Here is a 21,803-nt window from a genome sequence, read left to right on the forward strand (position 1 = left end):
ATAGATTCTCTTGGCCGAATTCTTCAATAGCTTGCCAGCCATCACAACCTGAAGCGATTGCGGCTAAAACAAGAAAAATAATATCAACTAAATCATGGTCTAGGTTGATGTGAGAGCGAGGGTCTTCGATGAGTTTCAAGTGTTCAAATAAGGACATGGATTAGGCTCAGTAGAATAACATGCCCGATCAGATCATGCAGATAGGAAGAAGTTCCCTACTGTTAACAAAGTATGATCCCGCCCTGTCTTAGGGGGTATCTAGGTTGAAGTTTGCGCTAGATCAAAATGTAAAGGTGTTGTTGTTCACATTTCTATACTTTTGTTAATGTATTACATTATTTTCTAATGTAAAAACCACTGCAAAGTGCCATAACAGCGGCCATCAAAATGAACAGCGGATTAATGAAACGAGGTAGTCTCACCTCAAAAATCTTAGGATTAATGTTAGTACTTATTCTGCTCTCTAGTAGTTTATCGACTTTTGCTATCATCAATTTGTCCTACAGCTTAGGCGACGCCAAGGCGATTAATGCCTCAGGGTCGCTGAGGATGCAAAGCTATCGGTTAATGTTTTACGCCAACTCAGGCAGTGATGCTGCGCAGGATAAAATTACCGAATTCGAAAATACGCTCTATTCCGACACATTAAAGCCCTCGGAAAGTTGGTTTAGTCCACCAGAAATTGCCGCTCAATATCAGCTTGTCATCGATAAATGGCTGGTGATGAAACACTACATAGAACAAGAAAACTCCCGCGATTATGTCGCCTCACTGAAGGATTTTGTTGATACCATAGATTTACTGGTGCTTGAGATGGAGCACTACGCCGCCTTTAAACTCAGGCTCCTTGCCGCCAGCCAAATATTAGGCTTAGGCGTCATGCTCATTATCGCTTTTGTGGCCGTGCGTTTTACAAAGAAGAAAGTAGTGATCCCACTGCAAAAACTGATGGAGTCGGCGAATACCATTTCTAAAGGTAATTTTGAAATTGAAATGCCCGAGACCGAATACATTGAACTTACAGCGCTGACCCATGCCCTACAAAAAACGGCTAAGGAACTCGCGACGCTTTATGGCAACTTAGAATCGCAGGTAGCAGAAAAAACCTTAGCGCTGACAAGGGCCAACAACGAACTGGCATTCTTATATGATAACCTACTGACATTAAACGCAAATAAACTCGATTACAAGGCTCTCAAGGCGGCGCTGAATCAGTTAAAAGGCTATGAATCACTCGACTACCTAAGACTCATTATCCAGTATCCCGAGCAAGAGTTAGAAGTGATTGAGGCCGATGGCGGTTGGCCAGATATGACTCAAGAGAGCACCCGTTTCCCACTGCAATTTGAGCAGGCTAATTTAGGCTATTTAGAGTTAATTGCCGACCAAACACCCAATATCGCCTTGTTTAACAATTTCGCAATTATGCTGACCCGCTCAATCGTGATCCACAATGCCACAGAGCAAAGACAGCAACTGGCGCTAATGGAGGAACGTGGCGTGATTGCCCGGGAGCTGCACGACTCTTTAGGTCAAGTGCTATCTTTCCTAAAAATCCAAATTAGCTTATTACGCAAAAACTTAGATTGCAGTTGCCGCAGCCCGATCGTTGAAGCGCAGTTAACCGAAATCAACGAAGGCGTGAGTACTGCCTACGTGCAGCTCAGGGAGTTACTATCCACCTTTAGGCTCACAATTAAAGAACCCGATCTAAAAAGTGCTTTAGAGGCTATGCTTGAGCAACTCAGGACAAAGACGAATATAAAGATAACCTTAGACTATAAACTTGCGCCACAATGGCTAGAGGCAAAGCAACACATCCACATACTGCAGATCACACGAGAAGCGACGTTAAACGCCATCAAACATGCTGAGGCCAGCCTCATTAACATCCATTGCTATAAGGATGACGAGGGTATGGTCAATATTGATGTTTGTGATAACGGCATAGGTATTGGACATTTAAAAGAACGAGATCAACATTTTGGCATAGGTATAATGCATGAACGAGCCAGTAAGCTTTCAGGTAAAGTCGTGTTCAGCGACAATGATTTAAAGAGATTTAAACCTGCTATGGCAACCACGACTGAGCAAGGATGCAATGCACAAGACGACGCACTCAACCCTAACAGCCCATTAAACCTTATGCAGCACAGCAAGGGGTCAAGTGGCACTAGAGTGACGCTTATTTTCCCATCTCAACAGGAGCCTTCAAATGGGTAAACCTTATTCCGTACTGGTGGTCGATGACCATCCCCTCTTGCGCAAAGGCATCTGCCAGCTCATCGCTTCAGATCCTGACTTCAGCCTATTTGGCGAAGCCGGTAGTGGTTTAGACGCATTAACCGCAGTGGTCACCGATGAACCCGACATCATATTGCTCGATCTGAATATGAAAGGCATGACAGGCCTAGATACCCTCAACGCCATGCGCCAAGAAGGTGTTACCTCACGCATAGTAATTCTCACCGTTTCAGATGCAAAACAGGATGTTATCCGTTTACTTCGCGCAGGAGCAGACGGCTATTTGCTTAAAGATACTGAGCCAGATTTGCTGCTCGAAAAACTCAAAAATGCCATGCTTGGCCACAGGGTGATCAGCGATGAAGTCGAGGAATACCTTTACGAACTTAAAGATGCGACCGATGAACAAGAATGGATTTCGAGCCTAACCCCAAGGGAGCTGCAAATTCTACAGCAACTGGCGGAAGGCTTAAGTAATCGCATGATTTCAGAGCATTTACACATTAGTGAAGGCACAGTTAAAGTACACGTGAAAAACCTACTGCGTAAAGCCAATGCGAAATCAAGAACCGAAATGGCGGTGCGCTACCTGAATAATTAAAGATACGAAAATGAGCTTGGTATCGCGCAAACAATAAAGGCAATCCCATGATTGCCTTTATGTTTTTATCAAATAGAGATTAAATAAATGATTACAGACCTTTCTCGATAAATGTCTGCCAACTCAGTAACGCCTGCTCAAAATCCTCAAGGCCACAATAAGCTTCTGACTCAGCATCATAAAGTGACATAGCCTCTTCCAATTCATATTCTTGCTCAAAGCCTAAAGTATTGGCAAAGACTCGGGCCTGTTCACGCTCTAACTCTAAGGTAAAATCGTTACCAACAAGACGCCATGAACCTCGTTTATCGGCTTGAATTTCTTTTATCACACCCAACACTTGCTGAATTTTAGCTAACTCAGTCCCTAATTCTTCCGTAAACCATTGCCCAAGCACTTCATGATCCATGCTAAAGCTAGCCAAAAAAGTGCCAGTTAAACTGTTACGCCGAAATTCGTATTCCATTTTATTGTCTCTTTGATCTAAGCCTACTAATGCTAATTTTAACCTATCCTTGGCTAAGTTGCTTGCATCCCTCAGCACATCAAATTTATGTCAATTTACGTTTGTCTCATGTCGTTAAGCATAAGTACTGACTTCATTTTCATGACAAAATCAGTTAGTTTGTTTGGATGATTTTGAAAGTTAAATGGAATGCGATATGCACGAAGGGTTTATCTACAGTTTAGTGCTCAGCGGCGCCCAAGCGGGTTCCACCTTGAGCCTAGAACAGATCGAAAAATGGGATCCTCAGGATGGCCTACTCTGGTTACACCTTCGCTATCGCAATAAAAAGGCACGCCACTGGATACTCAATAGCGGTCTGCCTAAGGTCGAAAGTGATGCCCTACTCGCCCAAGACACTCGTCCCCGTGCAGTGATAACAGGTGAAGGCATATTACTCGCATTACGCGGCGTCAACCTCAACCCCAATTCTGCTCCAGAAGACATGGTGGCCGTGCGTATCTATGCCGATAAACAGCGGATCATTTCCACCTGCGATCGCGAGTTACAGTCGGTCAAAGATGTCGCCGAGCTGATCCTTGAGGGCAATGGGCCTACAACTACGGGGGACTTTATCGTCGCAATCTGCGAGCGACTGACCAATCGTAAAGTCGAGTTTATTGATAAATTGGAAGAACAGCTCTCTGATTTAGAAGAGCTAGTCGTCTCAGGCAATGTGAAAGACTTACGTACCGATATCGCCGAACTGCGCCGTCAAACTGTGGCCATTCGCCGCTATTTAGCCCCACAGCGCGAAGCATTCTCGAAAATGATTTCTGAGCAATTTAGCCTATTTAAAGATACTGAGCGACTCAAGCTGAGGGAAACAAACGATAAACTTATCCGCACCATTGAAGATCTCGATGCCCTGCGCGATAGGGCCAATGTGACTCAAGAAGAATTACTCAGTCAGCAGTCGGAGCAACTCAACAAACGCTTATACTTCTTATCCTTAGTGTCAGCAATCTTCTTACCGCTAGGCTTTTTAACAGGCTTACTTGGGGTCAATATTGGCGGGATACCGGGCGCGGACAACACTTGGGCCTTCGCCACCTTCTGCGGCATATTAATCTCACTCGTCGCCCTGCAAATGGCGCTGTTTTATCGATTTAAGTGGTTATAGCCACCTTAAAACAACAAAGCCAATCGATTAGGATTGGCGTTTTTTTCGCTCAGTCCCTTAAGCTAATTGTTATGTGCTAATGTGCTTACGAGCTAATTTTTATGATTTAGGCTGGAATGTCGGCAACTCAAACACATTGGTCATCACTTTATAAAGCTCAGTTCCTTGGTGCACTGACGCCGAAGCAAAGTGTAAAATCGGCACACAGTCCTGCGGCAAACTAACCGTTTTTAGCTCATCAGCCGTACCATATAAATCCATTCGCAGCAAATTCACTAAGGGCTGCCCCGCAGCCAATGGCTCACCCACAGGTGCAAGGTATTCCACTAAGCCAGAACTTGGCGCGTGATATTTTTTATAGTCCTTAAGGTAACAACCAAAGCGCTGCATTTTAGCGGGCGCAACGGTTTCAGCGATCACGCCTCGGTGGCTTAAATATGCCAAAATCCCTTGTGCATCAACTAGTGCATCCTCAAGACAGACGCGCTCTTGGCTCGCCAATTCCAAGGTTAACGCTGACACTGCAACCCCTAAATCGCGCCCTTGAGATTTTGCAAAATCACTCAATTGCCACCAAGGACAAAACGCAGCCTCATCCATGGCGCCACCAAAGGCATTGGGGATAATGAGCGTATAAGGGATCGACAAAAACTGCGCAGCAGCTAAGTCATATTCAGGACAATACAAGTGCTTACAAGACTTAGGACCTGTGTGCAGATCGAGCACTATATCCGCGCCATGGGCCATAATCTGCAGGTTAACCGCAAGTCTATGACCCGTGGTGATACCCCATTCATGACGCAATTTTTGCTGACAGGCTTCTACCAAAGTACTGCGATAGGCTTGGAGCAGCTCGCTATCACTCAGCTTGGCATGTTCCCCATACCAAGTCGGCAAATCAATAGCATGATTCAAATACTCACGATTCCAATTCGCCCCCGTAATAGGATCAAATCGGCCAAGGGTAAACTCACCACTTTTTTGGTTGATCCCGAGTGGATTCGCCAATGGCACTAAGGTGATTTCGCCGCGGATGTCACAGTGTTCAAGCTGCTTCATCAACTGATAAATCACCGCATTCCCTTGTACTTCAGCACCGTGGACATTGGCCTGAATATACACTTTGGGGCCAGTCGCCTTATCGTCACTCGGTTTGAAATGGTAGATAGGCAAAGTGAGTGCTTGCCCTGCGGCAAGCTCCCCGATTTGCAGAGACGATGTTGTCGGCAACATACTAAACGCCTTCGAACAGATTTTGATGCAGCGATTTAACCACTTGCGCCGCTTCCGATTCTGCCACTAACACACACAGATTATGTGGGCTGGCACCTTGGCAAATCATCCGCACATTGTGTGGTTCTAACACTTCAAACACACGACGACAAATACCCGGCGTCGTCGCAATACGATTACCGATAATCGCCACTAAGGCCAATCCATCTTCAACTCGCACACGACAATGCTGTGATAATTCTTGCAGCAATGCCTCACTCAACAGACCTTGTCCACTTGAATCCGAACCAGTTTTATCTAGGGTTAGAGACACATTCACTTCTGATGTGGTAATCAAATCCACACTGATCTTATGTCGCGCTAATGTCGCAAAGGTTTCCGCTAAAAAGCCCTGTGCATGCAACATTTGCAAGCTGTGAAGATTTAATAGGGTTTGATCGCGGCGCAAAGCCACAGCGCGGAATACGGGCGCATCTTCCACTTGATGACGGATCCAAGTTCCGCCCTTTTCAGGCTCTTTACTTGAACCCACAAACACTTGAATTTGCTGACGAACGGCAGGAAGAATAGTCGCTGGATGCAATACCTTGGCACCAAAGGTCGCCATCTCGGCAGCCTCATTGAAACTGATCTCTGCAATCGGAAAGGCATTGGGCGCCAAACGAGGATCCGTTGTATAAATCCCCGCGACATCGGTCCAAATCTCTACCGCTGAGGCGCGTAACGCTTCAGCTAACAGTGCAGCAGAATAATCACTACCACCACGACCTAACGTGGTCGTTTGACCGGCTTCATCGGCACCGATAAAGCCTTGCGTGACAATCACTTGTTCCGCTAACAGTGGCTGTAGATAATCACGAGCTAGAGTCGCAATCTGCTCGACCTGAGGTTCGGCGCGGCCAAAGTGACTGTCAGTACGTAATACTCGGCGCACATCGAAGGCACTTGAGTTGACACCTTTCTCGCGGATCACCGCCGAAAACAACGCCGAAGAACATTGCTCACCGAGGGACAACAACTCATCCATAGTCGCTTTGCTGCGTTGTGATGCGAGCGCTTCACTCAATACCGACATGCGACTCAATAATTTATCTAATGCGGCGGCCACATCGTTAGGACGACCGAGCTTATCTAAAATCGCATATTGAATTTGGGCAATTTGTTTTAATCGCTGTAATCGGCCATCGTCGTTGATCGATTCTTGGGTCAATTCCACTAGTAGATTCGTCACGCCGCTCGAAGCGCTGACCACGACTAAACGACAATGAGGATTAGCTAACACTATGTCGGCACAGCGATTCATAGCGTTATAGTCGGCGACTGAGGTGCCACCAAATTTTGCAACAACGAGGGACATTAGCGCACCTCCGTGAAACACGTAGGGCAACAAATAAATGCAGATTGAATAAGATATTGATTAACTAACATGATCACACTCCGAACTGACTTCGTTCGAAGAGCCTGGTGCTCAATGATAACGCACCCCAAAAGAAGGGAAACAGCAATCGTCACCAGAAGCTCTCCACCAATTACAGGTGACAATCGTCAGGATTCAGCCTGAGCGACCGACATAAACATGCAGCAACCATATCTATGCCTCGGCGTTAATCTCCCTCATCAGTCATCGATGGAGTTTGTGCTCCTCTGACCGACTACCTAGTTAACGCTCCTCTTCTGTTCCTTTCCTAGGAAAGGGACGAAAAAAGTAGCAATAAACCCCTAATGAAGTCAATGCTAATTTCATAACAAATGAACAATTTAAATAAAATCTTTTGAAAACAACTAAATGTTCAAATCGGGTAGCTCGTATACCAGCTGCACATAATCTCTAAATTTGCCTAAACACACTTCATCATGTCCATCCAAGGTGCAAGGCACTAAGCTCACATCCCCTTGTTCGACAACATAAATCGCATATTGATTAAATTTCTTACCCAATTGCAATGCCATCGTTCTATCGATAAACACGGCCCAACTTTTTTCCATGTGGGATAAATCCGGTGCAGCGCCCACTAAAGCACGATAAGGGCTACCGAGTAATTCAATTTCACGGAGAAGTTGGCGATCGAGTAAACGGTTTTGGCTAGGAGAGAGAAGCTTTGAAGCGGGATTATGAGCGGTAATAACAGCAAAGGAAAAATCACAGGATAATGCTTGAGTCAGCAGAAACAACGGCGCTTGGTAACATTGCCACAAATTTTGAGTCGTATTGTCCATTGGTAGTCTAGTCGAAAAATGAACCCAAGCTAGTGTAGCAGAGTGATTGTAAAATCCAAAGAGGCGTGAACTGGCTCACAGGAATAAGAAATACATTAGTTATACTAATCAATAGCTAAAGTAAATATCATGGTAAAAACCCCTGCTCACCTAAAATTTGTTAACATTTCATTTGTTAACAAATGACTAAAACGAGTACAATGTACGTACTGGTGAGTTGAAACAGATTGAGCAAGATGCTTATCGTTCAATACAGTTTGTTACATATATCGCTTAAAGTAACGTGAACTGACCGGGCATCTGTTTAAAATCTGTTCTACATTTGATTTGTCTTTTAAACATTTAAAAAAAACAATAGTTAAGGAACTTATTCTAACTATTGCTTATCGAAGTTGGTACTGATTACGTTTTCTCGTATTACACTTAAACGTGCACTTAATCTACATCCAGATATAGATGTCACCGTAAAGATTTTCCTTTTGAGCACAAAGCAGTTCAAGGAAGTATCAACGCTTTTATGAATATAAGAGCCCGAAGTAAGTTGCTCTTATTGGTTAGTATAAACTGATTAAAATTTAGGTAAATAATATGCAAAATCCGCACATTCTGATCGTTGAAGATGAAGCCGTTACCCGTAACACGCTGAGAAGTATTTTCGAGGCAGAAGGGTATGTGGTAACTGAGGCCAATGATGGCGCAGAAATGCATAAGGCTATGCAGGAAAACAAAATTAACTTGGTCGTTATGGACATTAACTTGCCAGGTAAGAATGGTCTATTGTTGGCACGTGAACTACGTGAAATCAACAACATCGGTCTTATCTTCCTGACAGGTCGTGACAACGAAGTCGACAAAATTCTTGGACTTGAAATTGGCGCGGACGATTATATTACCAAGCCGTTCAACCCACGTGAATTAACGATTCGTGCTCGTAACCTTCTGACTCGTGTCAACAGCGCTGGCGCTGAAGTCGAAGAAAAGAGCTCAGTAGAATACTACCGCTTCAATGATTGGAGCTTAGAGATCAACAGCCGTTCATTAGTGAGCCCACAGGGTGAATCTTACAAACTGCCACGTAGCGAGTTCCGCGCTATGCTGCACTTTGTTGAAAACCCAGGCAAAATTTTGACTCGTGCCGATCTACTGATGAAAATGACTGGCCGTGAACTTAAGCCACACGATCGTACTGTAGACGTGACTATCCGTCGTATCCGTAAGCATTTCGAAAGCTTGCCAGATACGCCAGAAATCATCGCGACTATTCACGGTGAAGGCTATCGTTTTTGCGGTAACTTAGAAGGCTAATCTCCCGCTAAGCAACATCCGCATTAATTGGTTTGATAAGAATCGATTCAAAAAAAACCAGAACCTAGGATCTGGTTTTTTTTATGCCTGCTATTTGGCGTTTTTCAACTGCCTATCGAGGAAATCGGCTAGTGAGCGATATAAGTGATTACGCACTTTCTCGCCACGCATCGAATGTTTAGATCCAGGATAATCGATCATCTGGAACAACTTGCCTTCATCCTGCAGTGCTTTATAAACCCGAGTGCTGTTTTCAAACAAAACGTTATCATCGGCCATACCGTGATACATCAACAGACCCGATTGATAGTTTTTCACATAGGGAAACACGCTGCTGGCTTCATAACCCTTTTCATTCCCCTCAGGATGGGCTAAGTAACGCTCAGTATAATGGGTGTCATATAAGCGCCAGTCGGTTACAGGCGCGCCCGAAATCGCGGCTTTAAAGTAGTCCGGCGCCTTAAATAAACTCATCAAGGCCATGTAACCGCCGTAGCTGTGGCCGTAAATCGCTACATTATCGGCATCGACAAATGGCAGACTCCGTAAATAGTCCACTCCCACTTTTTGATCCTTGACTTCAGCTTCACCCAAATGACGGTAAATCACTTGCTCAAACTTTGTGCCCCTGTGGGCGCTGCCGCGGTTATCCAACTGGAACACCACATAGCCTTGTTGCACCAGATACTGGGTAAAGTAGTCCTGCTCGCTCCAACTGTTGGTCACTAACTGTGCGTGCGGCCCACCGTAAACCCGCACTACGACAGGATATTTCTTGCTCGCATCAAACGGCACAGGTTTGAATAAACGGGTTTGTAACACTTGGCCATCTTTGGCTTTCAGTTCACCAAATTCAGGGATTTGCCACAGACCCGCATAGTCATATAAAGGATGGCCTTGCTTGACCGCATTTTGCTCAACCCAAGCCAGTTGTTGGCCCTTGTCACCGTGTAAACTTACCTGCGGTGGCTGAGATAAGCTATTGAAATAATCCAGATACACACTTTGATTGTCGGCAAACACAGGATCGTGCATACCCGCTTGCTTGCTTACCCGCTCAACCTTGCCACCCGCTAAAGGCACGCGATAAAGTTGTTTCTCGATTGGCATATCTTTGCGGCCAGTGAAATATACCCAACCAGCGGTTTCATCTATGTATTCCAACGCATCGACAACCCACTCGCCCTGAGTCAATTGGGTTTTAAGTTTGCCTTTTAAGTCAAAAAGATACAGATGATTAAAACCGTCACGCTCAGATGCCCAAATAAAAGCCGATTGTTGTTTTAAAAAGTGCAGATCGTTATTGAGGTTCACCCAAGCGTTACTGCGTTCTTTCACTAAGGTTTTTGGCTTAGTCAGTGAATCTAACGCCACCAGTTGCAAATCTAACTGATGTTGATCGCGGCTCTGCCACTGGAACGACAAATGTTTGCTATCGGGCAACCAATCGACCCGCGGCAGGTAAATATCTTTGCTCTTGTCTTCGCTATTCTCTTCGCGCAGGGTCACCCAATTGATAGCCTTATCTTTTAACGTGACCACACCGAGGGCGATATCGACGTTGTTTTTGCCGGCATAGGGATAGCGCTGCTCAGTAAGTTTAATACCATCAGCATAGATTTCGTTACGGGTTACTTGCTCGACACCGGACTCATCAATACGGGTAAAGGCGATGGCCGATTCATCGGGCGCCCACCAATAACCTGTCATGCGATCCATTTCCTCCTGAGCGACAAACTCGGCCATGGCATTTTTAATCGCCCCGCCGCCATCGCTCGTCATAGCTTGGAGTTTTTTGGTCGCCAGCTCTAACACATACAGATTTTGATCCCGCACGAAAGACACAAAATGTCCCTTGGGCGATAGGCGCGCATCTGTGGCAAACCCTTCGCCAATGGGAAGTTGGCTTACACTGTTATCCACTAATGAAAAATAATACAGATTACCAGCAGCCGGAATTAATAGCGCTTGGCTATCATCAGCCCAGAAGTACTCCATAATGCCTTCACCATAAATACGTTGGCGTTCGCGGCGGGCCTTTTCTTCATCGGATAATTCATTGCTTGCCAACTTATCGGCATTGAGCAATAGGCTAGATTTGCCCGTCTTTACATCCATCTGCCAGAGATCATAAAAGTTTTGATTGTCTTTACGGCCCGCAAGATAAGTGACACGCTGACCATCAGGTGACAATTTCAAACCTCGAGGACTGGTGCCCGCTAATGCGGGCGAGGCATTCATTCGCTCAATCGTCAGTGGCAGTTTGCCGCCTTCCATTGCATAAGCTGGGGTAATTGAAAACATAGCTGTCGACATCATGGCCATTTGGCTCGCTATCAGTAGGGGAACGGCGCGCACCTTAAGTGAGCACGCAGGGAACCAAGTTAACCTATTTTTAATCATTATTATTCCTTGGGAGCATAATCGCCTAAGATGTCAGCGATTAAAAACAAGCCGACATTGTGCCAGAGGCAAACCCTAAATAGAAATAGCATGCAAGATGCCGATACAAATTAGGCCCTTGCGCCAAGCTCAATCCAAATAATCCCTAAAAGCCCTAATATTCGCTAAAAGCATCAGCAACATCGCTGAAATTGTCGACTAACTGAGTTATCATTCGCGGCAAATAACGAAATTGACCTCATTGTTGAACCCTTAAAGGACATAACATGCAGACTCTGGCCCAGCACCTGACCTCACAGGCAGTGAACGACTCCCTCTCCCACCTAATTTTAACCTTAGCCGACACCTCAAAAGCCATTAGCCATGCCGTTCGCCACGGTGCACTTGCGGGCGTGTTAGGCGCGACTGAGCAAGAAAACGTCCAAGGTGAAACCCAGAAAAAACTGGATATCATCACCAACGACATGCTCAAAGATGCCTTAAAAGCTGACGGTACAGTGCGCGGTTTGGCGTCGGAAGAAGAAGATCATGTGGTTGAAGTCAGCCGAAATGGTCAATATCTGGTGTGTTTCGATCCACTTGATGGTTCATCTAATATCGATATTAACTCATTAGTCGGCACCATTTTCTCCGTCCTGCCCGCCCCTGCTGGCGAGCTGACTGAAACTAGTTTTTTACAATCTGGCCGCGCACAATTAGCCGCAGGTTATGTACTTTATGGTCCATCAACCATGCTGGCATTAACCACAGGCCAAGGCGTGCAACTCTTTACTTTGCACCCAGAAACCAATGAGTTTTTACTGACGAATGCCGCCATGAGCATTAGCCCAGACACAGCCGAATTTGCCATTAATATGTCGAACCAGCGTTTTTGGGAAGCGCCAATGCAAACCTATATTGCCGATTTACTGCTCGGTAAAATTGGCCCACGCGAAAAATCATTCAACATGCGCTGGATTGCGGCCATGGTTGGCGATGTACACCGCGTGCTATCTCGTGGCGGTATTTTCACTTACCCAACCGACAATAAAGATCCTAAAAAACCGTACAAACTGCGCTTGATGTACGAAGCCAACCCAATGGCCTTCTTAGTCGAACAAGCTGGCGGTAAGGCTTCTACCGGTTATGAAACCATTTTGGATATTCAACCAACACAAATTCACCAACGTGTTGCCGTCATCCTAGGCAGCAGCAACGAAGTCGACGCTTGCCTGAGCTACCACGGTATCGATTACAGCGAAGAGCCAAATATAGAGTAAGCCGAATCGCTTAGATTTTGATTTTTATGATAAAAGCCACTGACCACAGTGGCTTTTTTGTTATTTATACGGCCTTGCTGCCGAGAAAGTCGTAGGGCTTCACCCCACACCCGACCAAGGAGGACTGCTCGTCCTATCCTCCTTGGATGCTCCATGACGTCCCCAACTGAGTTGAAAGCCCCTTGTGCTCATTGCCAAATCTGCTATCGCTTCCGAAGGATGCGTCCCTGCACCTGCGAAAGCTAGCTCGGCATCCATGCCGAGACTCACGCAATTTGTCTATTCGCCCTGCGGCAACTCCGAGGGGATGGTGTATTCCTCAGACACTAGAGTTATTGGAAAGTAATCAAGGCATAAAAATGAAGCCTATTTGCTCTTTTGCCTTTAATAAAGAGTCTTCAATGCCCTTCTGCAACTTCGCAGGGAAAGATGAACTTCTGAAATCTAGGTGTCGGCTGTTAATCCTGAAAGAGTTATGCATGTTCTATCTTTGCTCTATCTTTGTTCAGTCAAACTCGATACCAAAGAAATGTATAATTCTGTAACGATCGAGCTTGCTCCTTGCAGATACTCTAATTAATGCTTGATGCAGGTTTCGTCCAAAGATATCTTTTGGATTGTCGCCCTCAGTAGGTCTAAAAATACCCATACTTTCGCGAACCACTTGCATAAGATCACAATTGTTGTCACCAACTAAAAACTCGTATATTTCATCGATACTATGATTACCTAAATACTCTTCGTCTTCAGGATTCCAGCTACGGTTCTTAACTATTTTAGATAAAACGGCGTAGATTGAATGATGTTGAAAAATGACTTTCTCTTTACTAGAAATTATTTCAATGAGTTCTGCATTAGTTGTAATTTTTTTCAGCTGCATTAATAAATCAGGACTATCACTATCTAGGTTTAAAGTAACAAATTTATCAATCCAATAACTTTTATCAAAGTCTTCTTTTAGTTCCATCAACGTATCTAGTATAGGATGTAGTTCCCTAACAGAGATTGAGTTCAAATGTTCTGAAAGGAATCCTTCTAAGCCTCTAATCACATCATTGCTAGTGGAAAGGAAGTTGTTATTATAGAAACCCCAGACTTCCGTTAATCTTGATGAAACATTTCTATCAATTTGTCTTTTGTTAAGACGCGATATATTTTCAATAAATAAAGCCTCATCCATCCAACCATCCTCGATATATTTGATGATTTCAGCCTCATGATCTGCATAATAAATATACCCAAGTGAAGAAATACGCCTTTGAAGATTTTTATCAACGTCCTCATTTTTTAACGAGAAACTAAATACGCGTTCAATTTCATTAGCTCGAATACTGATACTTGGCTCATGATGAACATACGTAAGTATCACAATCGTGGTAAGTAGGTCATGTCTGACGGCTTCTTCTGAAGAAGCTATGAAATTCATCAAAGCATCAACATTCCATTTTATGTGCTTAATTATTCTAATATTATTTAGGCCTTCAGACTTGAATATGTCGCAAATCAAATCTCTACATATGTGGTTTCTAAACTCAACATCAATATTGTTAGCAGGATTAGGTGAATACTTTAACTCTAAATCTATAACTTTTTCTCGATATAGATCGATTTCTTTTTTATCTTCATCATTTAAAGTGTCATCATTAAATATTAATACAATTTTACAATGACTTGACTCACTTAAGTTTGATACATAGCCAAGTAAAGTGGACATTGAGAACTTTTTAGACTTTCTTTCTAAATCATCGATGCAAATCAGGTAATCATCTACAAGTGAGTTTTCAATAACAGAAATTGCATTTGCATACTTTGATATTTGAGGGATACTTTTTGCTATGTTTCCAATTTTCTTTAAATTAGACTTAATGGTAGCTGACTTGCTATCAGAGCTTATTGCATGAGCATTGTAGAATACACCAGACTGCAGTTCTTTTAACCCATCTAGACCAAAGAGAGAAACATAAGAATAGTTAGAAAAACCAAGTGAACTGAAATGCTTGTTGACGATCTCATTCCATTTAAAAGTTTTCCCTACTCCCCATTTTCCTTTGATAACCAGAACTTTTTTCTCTTTATGTTTGAGAAACGCAACTACATTTTCTTCAAAATTTTCCACATTACCACCATAAATAAATCGTATAACAGGTTATGGCCCGAAACTCTAATTATCACCTAGCATATGTTTTGGCTAGATTAATATACATTTCGAATAAATTATTATTGTATGACACTAACTTAGCATTAAGTCTTCAGATGTGACAACAAATGAAAAATGAGACAGCACAACTCTTTCCAGGTTTACAACCCACACACTAGTTACTGAAGTTCACCTCCCCCTGCGAAGTTGCTGAAGGGCGTTGAAGAGAATCGCGTGACGCAGACAGGACGTCTGCGTAGCTTTCGGGGGGAAGGGACGCCCCATCGGAAGCGTTAGCTATTTTCGAATAAGCACGAAGCTAGTATCTAATGCATGTAACTTCGCAAGGGGCGTCATGGAGCATCCAAGGAGGATAGGACGAGCAGTCCTCCTTGGTCGGGTGTGGGGTGAAGCCCCACGACTTTGATTCACCTCGGCCGTAAGGCCGTATAAATCTGCAACTACAATATGGACGTGAACTAAAAATCGAAGGTTCTACATCAGTAGAATTAACAATTAAAAAGACAAGGACGAGGACGAGCAGTCCTCCTTGGTCGACTCTTGATTAAACGTCAGGGGTGAAGCCCCACGACTTTAATTCACCTAGGCCGTAAGGCCACAAAGCCAAAAGCTACGTAGCAAGTGCGAAATGTGGCGCAAAGAAAGTCACGACGGGTACAAACTCCAAAGCACAAATCTGCCACCACAGCCGCAAGGCCAGCGTGAGTGACCATAGCTGGACTCACACATTTTATAAATCAAGAAGCCAACGCCCCGCAGCATGGTTGGCGGGGATTGGTATTTTGTGGCATAAGCGGTGAATTAAAGCCAGATAAGAGCTGCCGCTCCTGTTTGTCGTCTGTCAATTGAATACATCAAACAGGCGGCTTTACTGACATTGCTATTTTACTTCCAACCGATTATTTACCGAGTGCACACCAGAGGTTGCTGCCGTCACCCGTTCAGCTTGGTCTTTCTGAGCTTGGCTATTTACATTGCCGGAAATGGTGACATCGCCCTTGCGGGTTTCTATCTGAATATCTAAATTTTGTAGCTGCTGATCAGCGATCAACGCAGTATTAACTGCTGTGGCAATTTTAATATCATCACCAGTACCATCCTCGGTTGTTACAGTTAAGTCTGGTGTACCTGTTTGAGTATTCACATTGCCACTATCACAACCGTTAAGCAGCAAACTACCAACGAGTACAACACCAGCGGTAACGAACGTAAGTTTCATGGTTTGCATTATAAGCTCCTTCACACTGCAAAAAGTGCAGGGTAATAACCATAATGCAATAACGCCAGTTTGAGCTCTGTGCGCTGGCAGACATACAAATCGATCTAGGGCGAGATCACTTGTTAGACTCTTGATTAAGCGTCAGGGCTGAAGCCCCACGACTTTGATTCACCTCGGCCATTAGGCCGCAAAGCCAAAATCTACACAATAACCCAAAGATAACCCACTAATTGCTAGCACAAAGATTTTGCTGAATCTTCCAGCGGCGCTGCATCACGGGAATTGAAAAACCATAACAAAACACCACGATTAGAGGCTGAATTTGAAAGCTCAGCTCGGGCCAGAGCATGAAAGCTGCCACACAGGCTAAGGTGCGCACTATCGCATGCACTATGGCCACCTTTTGCGCTGCTAAAACACCGTGGACTAACCACATTAAACCTGTTTGCACCGCAAGGGCGAAAGGCAAAGCCAGATAATTTTCCATAAAAAAGGGAATACTGATGCTAAAGGTTAAAAAACTCATCCCCATCGCAGCGAGAAACACAGTCTCAAACCAATTACGCTCAGCGCTTTTCTTAAACGAGATATTCTCGCCTGTCAGCCGCGAAATACCCATGGCAAGGTAGATAATAGAACCAGTACCGATAAAGACCGCCATCACCAACTGCGAAGGAGGTAATACAAAGCTCAATACAAACAGTAGGCTCCACACAATCATGCCAGATAAGGGCATAGCTAAAGCACGTTGTTGACGATATTCGATTAATTGTTGGTCCAGTGATTTATGTTGCATGATTAAGCCTCCTTGTTTAGATGACTTAAGTATCTGCATAAAATGTCCATTACAGCAGTGTGAGTTGTCAGCAATCTAGGATGACAAATGTCACTTCCTTCATCAAAGCCCTAAAATGCCGAGAAAAATGATCATCCATAGCTGAATTTGCTTGGTATTAGGTTGAAAAAAAAGACGATCAGACATATCAAAGGCAGAGCAAATTAAACGATGTAGCGCCACTAACACCCAAATAGGGGTTAAATAACCACAGAGGTTACAAAAAAAGCACAATAACAGCATATAACTCACGCCCTTGTGATTGGGTAATAGCGCGCATAAAGTGCATTATGTTACTGTTTTAGTCATTAGTGACTCGATTTTTTACCGCATTTTAGATAAAGGGTTTAATGGATTATGGAACAAATATTTGAAAAATTAATGTATGCATCGCGCTGGATTATGGCGCCAATTTATTTGGGACTCAGCTTTGTTTTATTGGGCTTAGGCATTAAATTCTTCCAAGAGATCTTCCATATTCTGCCGATCATTTTTGAGATGACTGAAGTGGATTTAGTGCTGGTGACCCTGTCCTTGATTGATATCACCCTCGTGGGCGGCCTGATTGTGATGGTGATGTTTTCTGGCTATGAGAATTTCGTCTCGCAGCTGGATGTGGGCGAAGACAGTGAGAAGCTAAGTTGGCTGGGTAAATTAGATTCTGGCTCACTGAAAAACAAAGTGGCGGCGTCGATTGTGGCGATTTCGTCTATTCACCTACTGAAAATCTTTATGGATGTGAAGAATATCGATAACGACAAAATCATGTGGTATCTGTTAATACACATCACCTTTGTATTATCAGCCTTTGCCATGGGCTATCTGGATAAAATTACTCGCACTAAGTAATGGTGCTAACATAGTTGATGCTAACCTATCAACGTATCAATACCAGCATAGTGAATATAAAAAAAGCCACTGTTTTCAGTGGCTTTTGTTTTTATAGAATACGACTTAATGGCACATTAACTCTTCGCTGACTCAAGCTGATGCACTTTCTCGGTTTGATCCACTATAGTCAATACCGCAGTATCACCAACCACGTTACAGGATGTCAGCACCATATCAATAATCCGATCTAAGGCCGCCACTATGGCAAAGGCTTCTATCGGTAATCCCATTTGATGGATTAACACACCTATCATCACCATGCCGCCACCGGGCACACCACCCGCACCGACAGATAATAGGAAGACACTAAATAACAGCGAAGGCAATTGCTCAGTGGTAATGGGCATGCCAAAGGCGTTGGCGACAAAGAAAATCGCAATAGTGATATAAATCGCCACACCGCCCATGTTCATGGTCGCCCCCAGCGGTACGCCAAAACCAGCAACAGCGCGGTTCACGCCTAACTTGTCCGTTAAAGTACGCATGGTCACGGGAATAGTCGCATTTGAGCTTGCGGTCGAGAGTGAAAACAGCACTTGCTCTTGGGTCTTCTCGCGGAAGGTTTTGGCTGAGATTGGGGTAAATATTCCCACTGCCATAGGATAAACCACAAAAATCCACAGTAGCAACAGCGCGAGGATCAGCACCATATACTCAACCACACTCATAAACACACCTGCATCTAAGGTCGCGCCGAGTTTAAACATCAAGGCAAATACACCATAGGGCGCAAGACTCATCACCACAGAAATCAGTTTCATCATGATTCTATTGGCTGTTTGAAAACCTTGCACAGCACCTGCAACATGCTCCCCTAGGGACTTAATCACACCGCCAAGTAACAAGGCCATAAAGATCACTTGTAGCATATTGCCCGACATAAAAGCCGTCACAGGATTACGTGGGACTATGTCGATCACCAGCGCCATCAGGCTTGGCAATTCAGTTGCTGTAATCGCTACGCCATCCGTGCTACTCATATCCACGCCTTTACCGGGTTCGAGTAACAGTGCCACTAATAATGCGGTCGCGATTGCGACTACGGTATTGATGATATAAAAACCGAAGGTCTTACCGCCCAAACGACCAAAGCTTTTGAGATCTTGCAGCTCACAGACACCACAAACGATACTCACGAACACGAGTGGCACAACCAGCATCATGATCATATTGACGAACATAGTACCAACGCCACCGGCAAGCTCGACTAAATTACCCGAGAAAAAACCGATATCGTTTAAGAAGTATTGCACTATTGTGCCGAAAATAAGGCCGGCAAACAGACCAATAAAGATCCGCGTCGAAAGTGATTTCATCATGCTTGTGATTTCCCCAGAAAGGTCATTTATTTGTTATTCATCTTCCATGATGAGCACAATTGCCAATCCATTTTTGGCTCAGGCGGGGATAGTGAAACATGCTAGCCGTTAATTCAATGAATAAATTTCATTTTTTCATCTTGAGTTAAGTTAACACCATCACAGAAAAATAGTAATAAACTGATTTTAAACCATAAAAAATTTATCAGAACAATATTTGAGCACTCACAAAATATATTTAAACCAGTATAAACAAACAAAATAAACATCAAATAACATCAAATTAAACATATAAGAAACAACAGCCAGATAAAACTCAGACTTAATAACTGAATTTAAATTTATAACAGGATTTAAAACCAGTTAATTACAGTAAAGTAGAGAGATGAAAGGGATGACAACTAAATATATGGCACTAACACTAGTTCAAGTCCGTGAGCCAGCAGGTGTTGCTGTTTGATACTAATACGGTGTTGATTTAGCCAAACGGCTAATTTTTGCCAATGCTTTAACTCGGCATTTTGCAAATACTTAGCCTGTTTCGCTTGCTTGTCGAAATCATCAGTAGAATTAATTTGTGCTATTGCCAATAACTCAGCAGGTGCTGTCAGCGCAAGTTGTGGCACAAGGCAATGGGTCACGCCTGTTAAGGTATGGGCGATTTGTAACCCTGCTGGATCTAAGTCGGTAAAGGCTATAATCGGCAGTTTCCCTACCATTGAGCGCAAAAAATGCTGCACGCCAATCGGAGAATGATGACCGCTACCTCGGTAGATAACCATCACATTAGTTAAATCCTGTGGCAAACGCGCTTGATGGATAACATCAAATACATCTAGGTTTTCAATCACTAGGATGGCTGCGACATTGAGTTCATGGCAATGCTTTTGTGCTTCATCCAAAGGAATACGCAGTGATGTGCGTGTTGAAATCCCAGTTGGTGAAGATTCGAAACCCAGATACTTCATCAAAACGTATTCGGCTTCAGGGCGGATCTTAGCGAGCTTTTCATCGTGACTTTTGACGGACATCGACATGCGATCGACATTAAAATCAAGCTGCCTTAAATCAAGCCCCATTAACGCCAACACGCCTTGCCTTAGCAGTTCGAAATCTTTGGGCGCAAAACACAGATACTTTTCAGACTCGTCTAACTCACCCACTTCTAACTCGCGATGAATCGCACGCCAGTTAGCCGTGAGCTTAACCTTGGGAGAACGCTTAATAAAAGCGTTCTCCAACAGTTGTAATTGTTGCTGGCCTAGGCGAGCCATAACTCAACATCGCGAATAATAAAGTTGCCGCTATAGATGGGATGCGGTTCACCCAATGGCTCAAGCTCAAAATACGCTTTGTGTTCATCGGGCAGACCTTCGTAGCCACCAATCACTTGATAAATCCAGCTTTCGGCGTCCCAAGGCAGCGCTTTATCCGCCAGATATTCCAGCGCCGATTGACGCAGGCCAGACTCAATCACATCGACGAAATACTCATCCACCGCTTGTTTGAGCGGATTATCCGGCACATCGAAGTCTTCACTTTGGGTGATAGAAACGGACACATCATGCTCACGCACCGCCGCAATCACAGGATGACGGCTGATGGCTTTAATGTGCGCGACTATCCCCATCAACTCCAGCTCTTGGCTGGCGTTGTGCACGTCCACCGAAGCAGGGGCGAGCAAGATTTCGGCGCGATTGAATAGACTCGGGATTTCCTTGTGGGACACATGGTCCGCAGGCCGATAATCCGGATGCAAATCAGTGTAGAGCAACCAGCCCTTGAGCAAACGGGTACGGCCACGGATTTGCCTAAAGCGACCTAACAGTTCGAGTAAACGCCCCTGCACTACGCTCAGTTCCTGGGCGCAGTCGCTCATGGTTTCCTGCAAAGTCGTCACTAAGAGCTTGCGCAGTTCACGGATATCGCCAGCAATTTCGCCTAGCTCACTAAACTGGAACATCTCTAAGCCATTAAGCAATTCAGACACTTGGCTTTGGGCTAATTCGTTTTCGCGGATCTTAGCGTTGATCGTACCTACGTAACCAAACTCGTTATTAATGCGGCCCCAGAGCACACGGATCGAATATCGCAGACTGTCGGCGAAACTATAAACATGCTCGCTTAAATCGGATAAATAGGCCTCGGCGGCGCTGTAATCTGAGCTATGACGCGCCTCTTTATAATGATCGGCCAAGGTTTTAATCGTGGCTAAGGCCGAACCGACATTAGAGTCGATTTGACGATTGCGCTCATCACTTAAACCTTCTTCGAGTAAGGCACGCACAGAACGCTTAAGCCGCAGTTCCTGATCTGGCTCTGGCCGCCATAAAATCCCTGCCTGTTTAAGCTTTTCAACCACGCTTGGATCGTGCGCATCCTCGTTAAGAGAGCCCGCCAAATAGGTGTCCATAATGATGTCAGCATGGCGACCTAACTGCTTGAGCAGCTTAACCCCCGCCTGATGTAAGTTACTGCTCATCACGGCCTC

18 protein-coding genes and 1 riboswitch are annotated in these 21,803 nt (G+C 44.4%); of the genes, 6 read left to right on the top strand and 12 right to left on the bottom strand.

Features of this window, described 5'->3' with window-relative positions; translation table 11 throughout:
* Window positions 1-157: transposase family protein (locus tag L5M49_RS19770; RefSeq protein ID WP_263266371.1), on the bottom strand; the 157-nt coding region annotated here is incomplete at its 3' end.
* A 230-nt stretch (window positions 158-387) separates the two neighbouring features.
* Between L5M49_RS19770 and narQ the strand changes: the two genes are divergently transcribed.
* Complete coding sequence (narQ, locus tag L5M49_RS19775) at window positions 388-2,223, top strand: nitrate/nitrite two-component system sensor histidine kinase NarQ (protein ID WP_168824638.1); 1,836 nt, start codon at window positions 388-390, stop codon at window positions 2,221-2,223.
* A complete protein-coding gene (locus tag L5M49_RS19780) occupies window positions 2,216-2,845 on the top strand; it encodes a response regulator (RefSeq protein WP_105250232.1) in 630 nt (209 codons plus the stop codon). The genes narQ and L5M49_RS19780 overlap by 8 nt, the downstream gene beginning before the upstream one ends.
* A 91-nt stretch (window positions 2,846-2,936) precedes the next feature.
* Here the strand turns inward: L5M49_RS19780 and L5M49_RS19785 are convergent, their stop codons facing one another.
* Window positions 2,937-3,311: a YacL family protein gene (locus L5M49_RS19785; protein ID WP_198571932.1), complete on the bottom strand. Its 375-nt coding sequence runs from the start codon at window positions 3,309-3,311 to the stop codon at window positions 2,937-2,939.
* Between the two features lie 196 nt (window positions 3,312-3,507).
* On the opposite strand from L5M49_RS19785, the gene L5M49_RS19790 reads away from it, so the two are divergent.
* Complete coding sequence (locus L5M49_RS19790; protein ID WP_131525184.1) at window positions 3,508-4,473, top strand: zinc transporter ZntB; 966 nt, start codon at window positions 3,508-3,510, stop codon at window positions 4,471-4,473.
* Between the two features lie 99 nt (window positions 4,474-4,572).
* Here the strand turns inward: L5M49_RS19790 and L5M49_RS19795 are convergent, their stop codons facing one another.
* From L5M49_RS19795 to L5M49_RS19805, 3 genes are all read right to left on the bottom strand, one after another.
* Window positions 4,573-5,706, bottom strand: a complete 1,134-nt coding sequence (locus L5M49_RS19795) for a succinylglutamate desuccinylase/aspartoacylase family protein (protein ID WP_198571933.1) — start codon at window positions 5,704-5,706, stop codon at window positions 4,573-4,575.
* Window position 5,707: 1 nt separating this feature from the next.
* A complete protein-coding gene (lysC, locus tag L5M49_RS19800; protein WP_131525182.1) occupies window positions 5,708-7,063 on the bottom strand; it encodes a lysine-sensitive aspartokinase 3 in 1,356 nt (451 codons plus the stop codon).
* 150 nt (window positions 7,064-7,213) lie between these two features.
* A riboswitch (Lysine riboswitch) is annotated at window positions 7,214-7,388 on the bottom strand.
* Window positions 7,389-7,488: 100 nt separating this feature from the next.
* Window positions 7,489-7,923 carry a DUF3293 domain-containing protein gene (locus L5M49_RS19805; protein WP_173247481.1) on the bottom strand — a complete coding sequence of 145 codons (435 nt, stop codon included), beginning with the start codon at window positions 7,921-7,923 and terminating at the stop codon, window positions 7,489-7,491.
* A 588-nt stretch (window positions 7,924-8,511) separates the two neighbouring features.
* On the opposite strand from L5M49_RS19805, the gene arcA reads away from it, so the two are divergent.
* Window positions 8,512-9,228, top strand: coding sequence for a two-component system response regulator ArcA (gene arcA, locus L5M49_RS19810; RefSeq protein WP_006080127.1), 717 nt, complete (start codon window positions 8,512-8,514; stop codon window positions 9,226-9,228).
* A 90-nt stretch (window positions 9,229-9,318) separates the two neighbouring features.
* Here arcA and L5M49_RS19815 read toward each other — a convergent pair whose 3' ends face one another.
* A complete protein-coding gene (locus L5M49_RS19815; RefSeq protein ID WP_263266698.1) occupies window positions 9,319-11,631 on the bottom strand; it encodes a S9 family peptidase in 2,313 nt (770 codons plus the stop codon).
* A 266-nt stretch (window positions 11,632-11,897) separates the two neighbouring features.
* Between L5M49_RS19815 and L5M49_RS19820 the strand changes: the two genes are divergently transcribed.
* A complete protein-coding gene (locus L5M49_RS19820) occupies window positions 11,898-12,890 on the top strand; it encodes a class 1 fructose-bisphosphatase (protein WP_263145585.1) in 993 nt (330 codons plus the stop codon).
* Between the two features lie 505 nt (window positions 12,891-13,395).
* Here L5M49_RS19820 and L5M49_RS19825 read toward each other — a convergent pair.
* From L5M49_RS19825 to L5M49_RS19835, 3 genes are all read right to left on the bottom strand, one after another.
* A complete protein-coding gene (locus L5M49_RS19825; RefSeq protein ID WP_263177212.1) occupies window positions 13,396-15,006 on the bottom strand; it encodes a hypothetical protein in 1,611 nt (536 codons plus the stop codon).
* A 922-nt stretch (window positions 15,007-15,928) separates the two neighbouring features.
* On the bottom strand, window positions 15,929-16,276 hold the full coding sequence (locus L5M49_RS19830; RefSeq protein WP_105250242.1) for a BON domain-containing protein: 348 nt from the start codon (window positions 16,274-16,276) through the stop codon (window positions 15,929-15,931).
* Window positions 16,277-16,493: 217 nt separating this feature from the next.
* On the bottom strand, window positions 16,494-17,063 hold the full coding sequence (locus L5M49_RS19835) for a DUF7010 family protein (protein WP_131525496.1): 570 nt from the start codon (window positions 17,061-17,063) through the stop codon (window positions 16,494-16,496).
* Between the two features lie 396 nt (window positions 17,064-17,459).
* On the opposite strand from L5M49_RS19835, the gene L5M49_RS19840 reads away from it, so the two are divergent.
* Window positions 17,460-17,951, top strand: coding sequence for a TIGR00645 family protein (locus tag L5M49_RS19840; RefSeq protein WP_105250244.1), 492 nt, complete (start codon window positions 17,460-17,462; stop codon window positions 17,949-17,951).
* 116 nt (window positions 17,952-18,067) lie between these two features.
* Here the strand turns inward: L5M49_RS19840 and L5M49_RS19845 are convergent, their stop codons facing one another.
* The 3 genes from L5M49_RS19845 to L5M49_RS19855 all read right to left on the bottom strand — a co-directional run bounded on the left by L5M49_RS19845 (window position 18,068) and on the right by L5M49_RS19855 (window position 21,794).
* Window positions 18,068-19,312: a dicarboxylate/amino acid:cation symporter gene (locus tag L5M49_RS19845; RefSeq protein ID WP_263145575.1), complete on the bottom strand. Its 1,245-nt coding sequence runs from the start codon at window positions 19,310-19,312 to the stop codon at window positions 18,068-18,070.
* Between the two features lie 401 nt (window positions 19,313-19,713).
* Window positions 19,714-20,586 carry a hypothetical protein gene (locus L5M49_RS19850; protein ID WP_263175235.1) on the bottom strand — a complete coding sequence of 291 codons (873 nt, stop codon included), beginning with the start codon at window positions 20,584-20,586 and terminating at the stop codon, window positions 19,714-19,716.
* Window positions 20,574-21,794, bottom strand: coding sequence for a hypothetical protein (locus L5M49_RS19855; RefSeq protein ID WP_011790750.1), 1,221 nt, complete (start codon window positions 21,792-21,794; stop codon window positions 20,574-20,576). The genes L5M49_RS19850 and L5M49_RS19855 overlap by 13 nt, the downstream gene beginning before the upstream one ends.
* Window positions 21,795-21,803: the final 9 nt, after the last annotated feature.

It is taken from the genome of Shewanella sp. SM74 (assembly GCF_025653725.1).
Classification (GTDB): Bacteria; Pseudomonadota; Gammaproteobacteria; order Enterobacterales; family Shewanellaceae; genus Shewanella; species Shewanella oncorhynchi.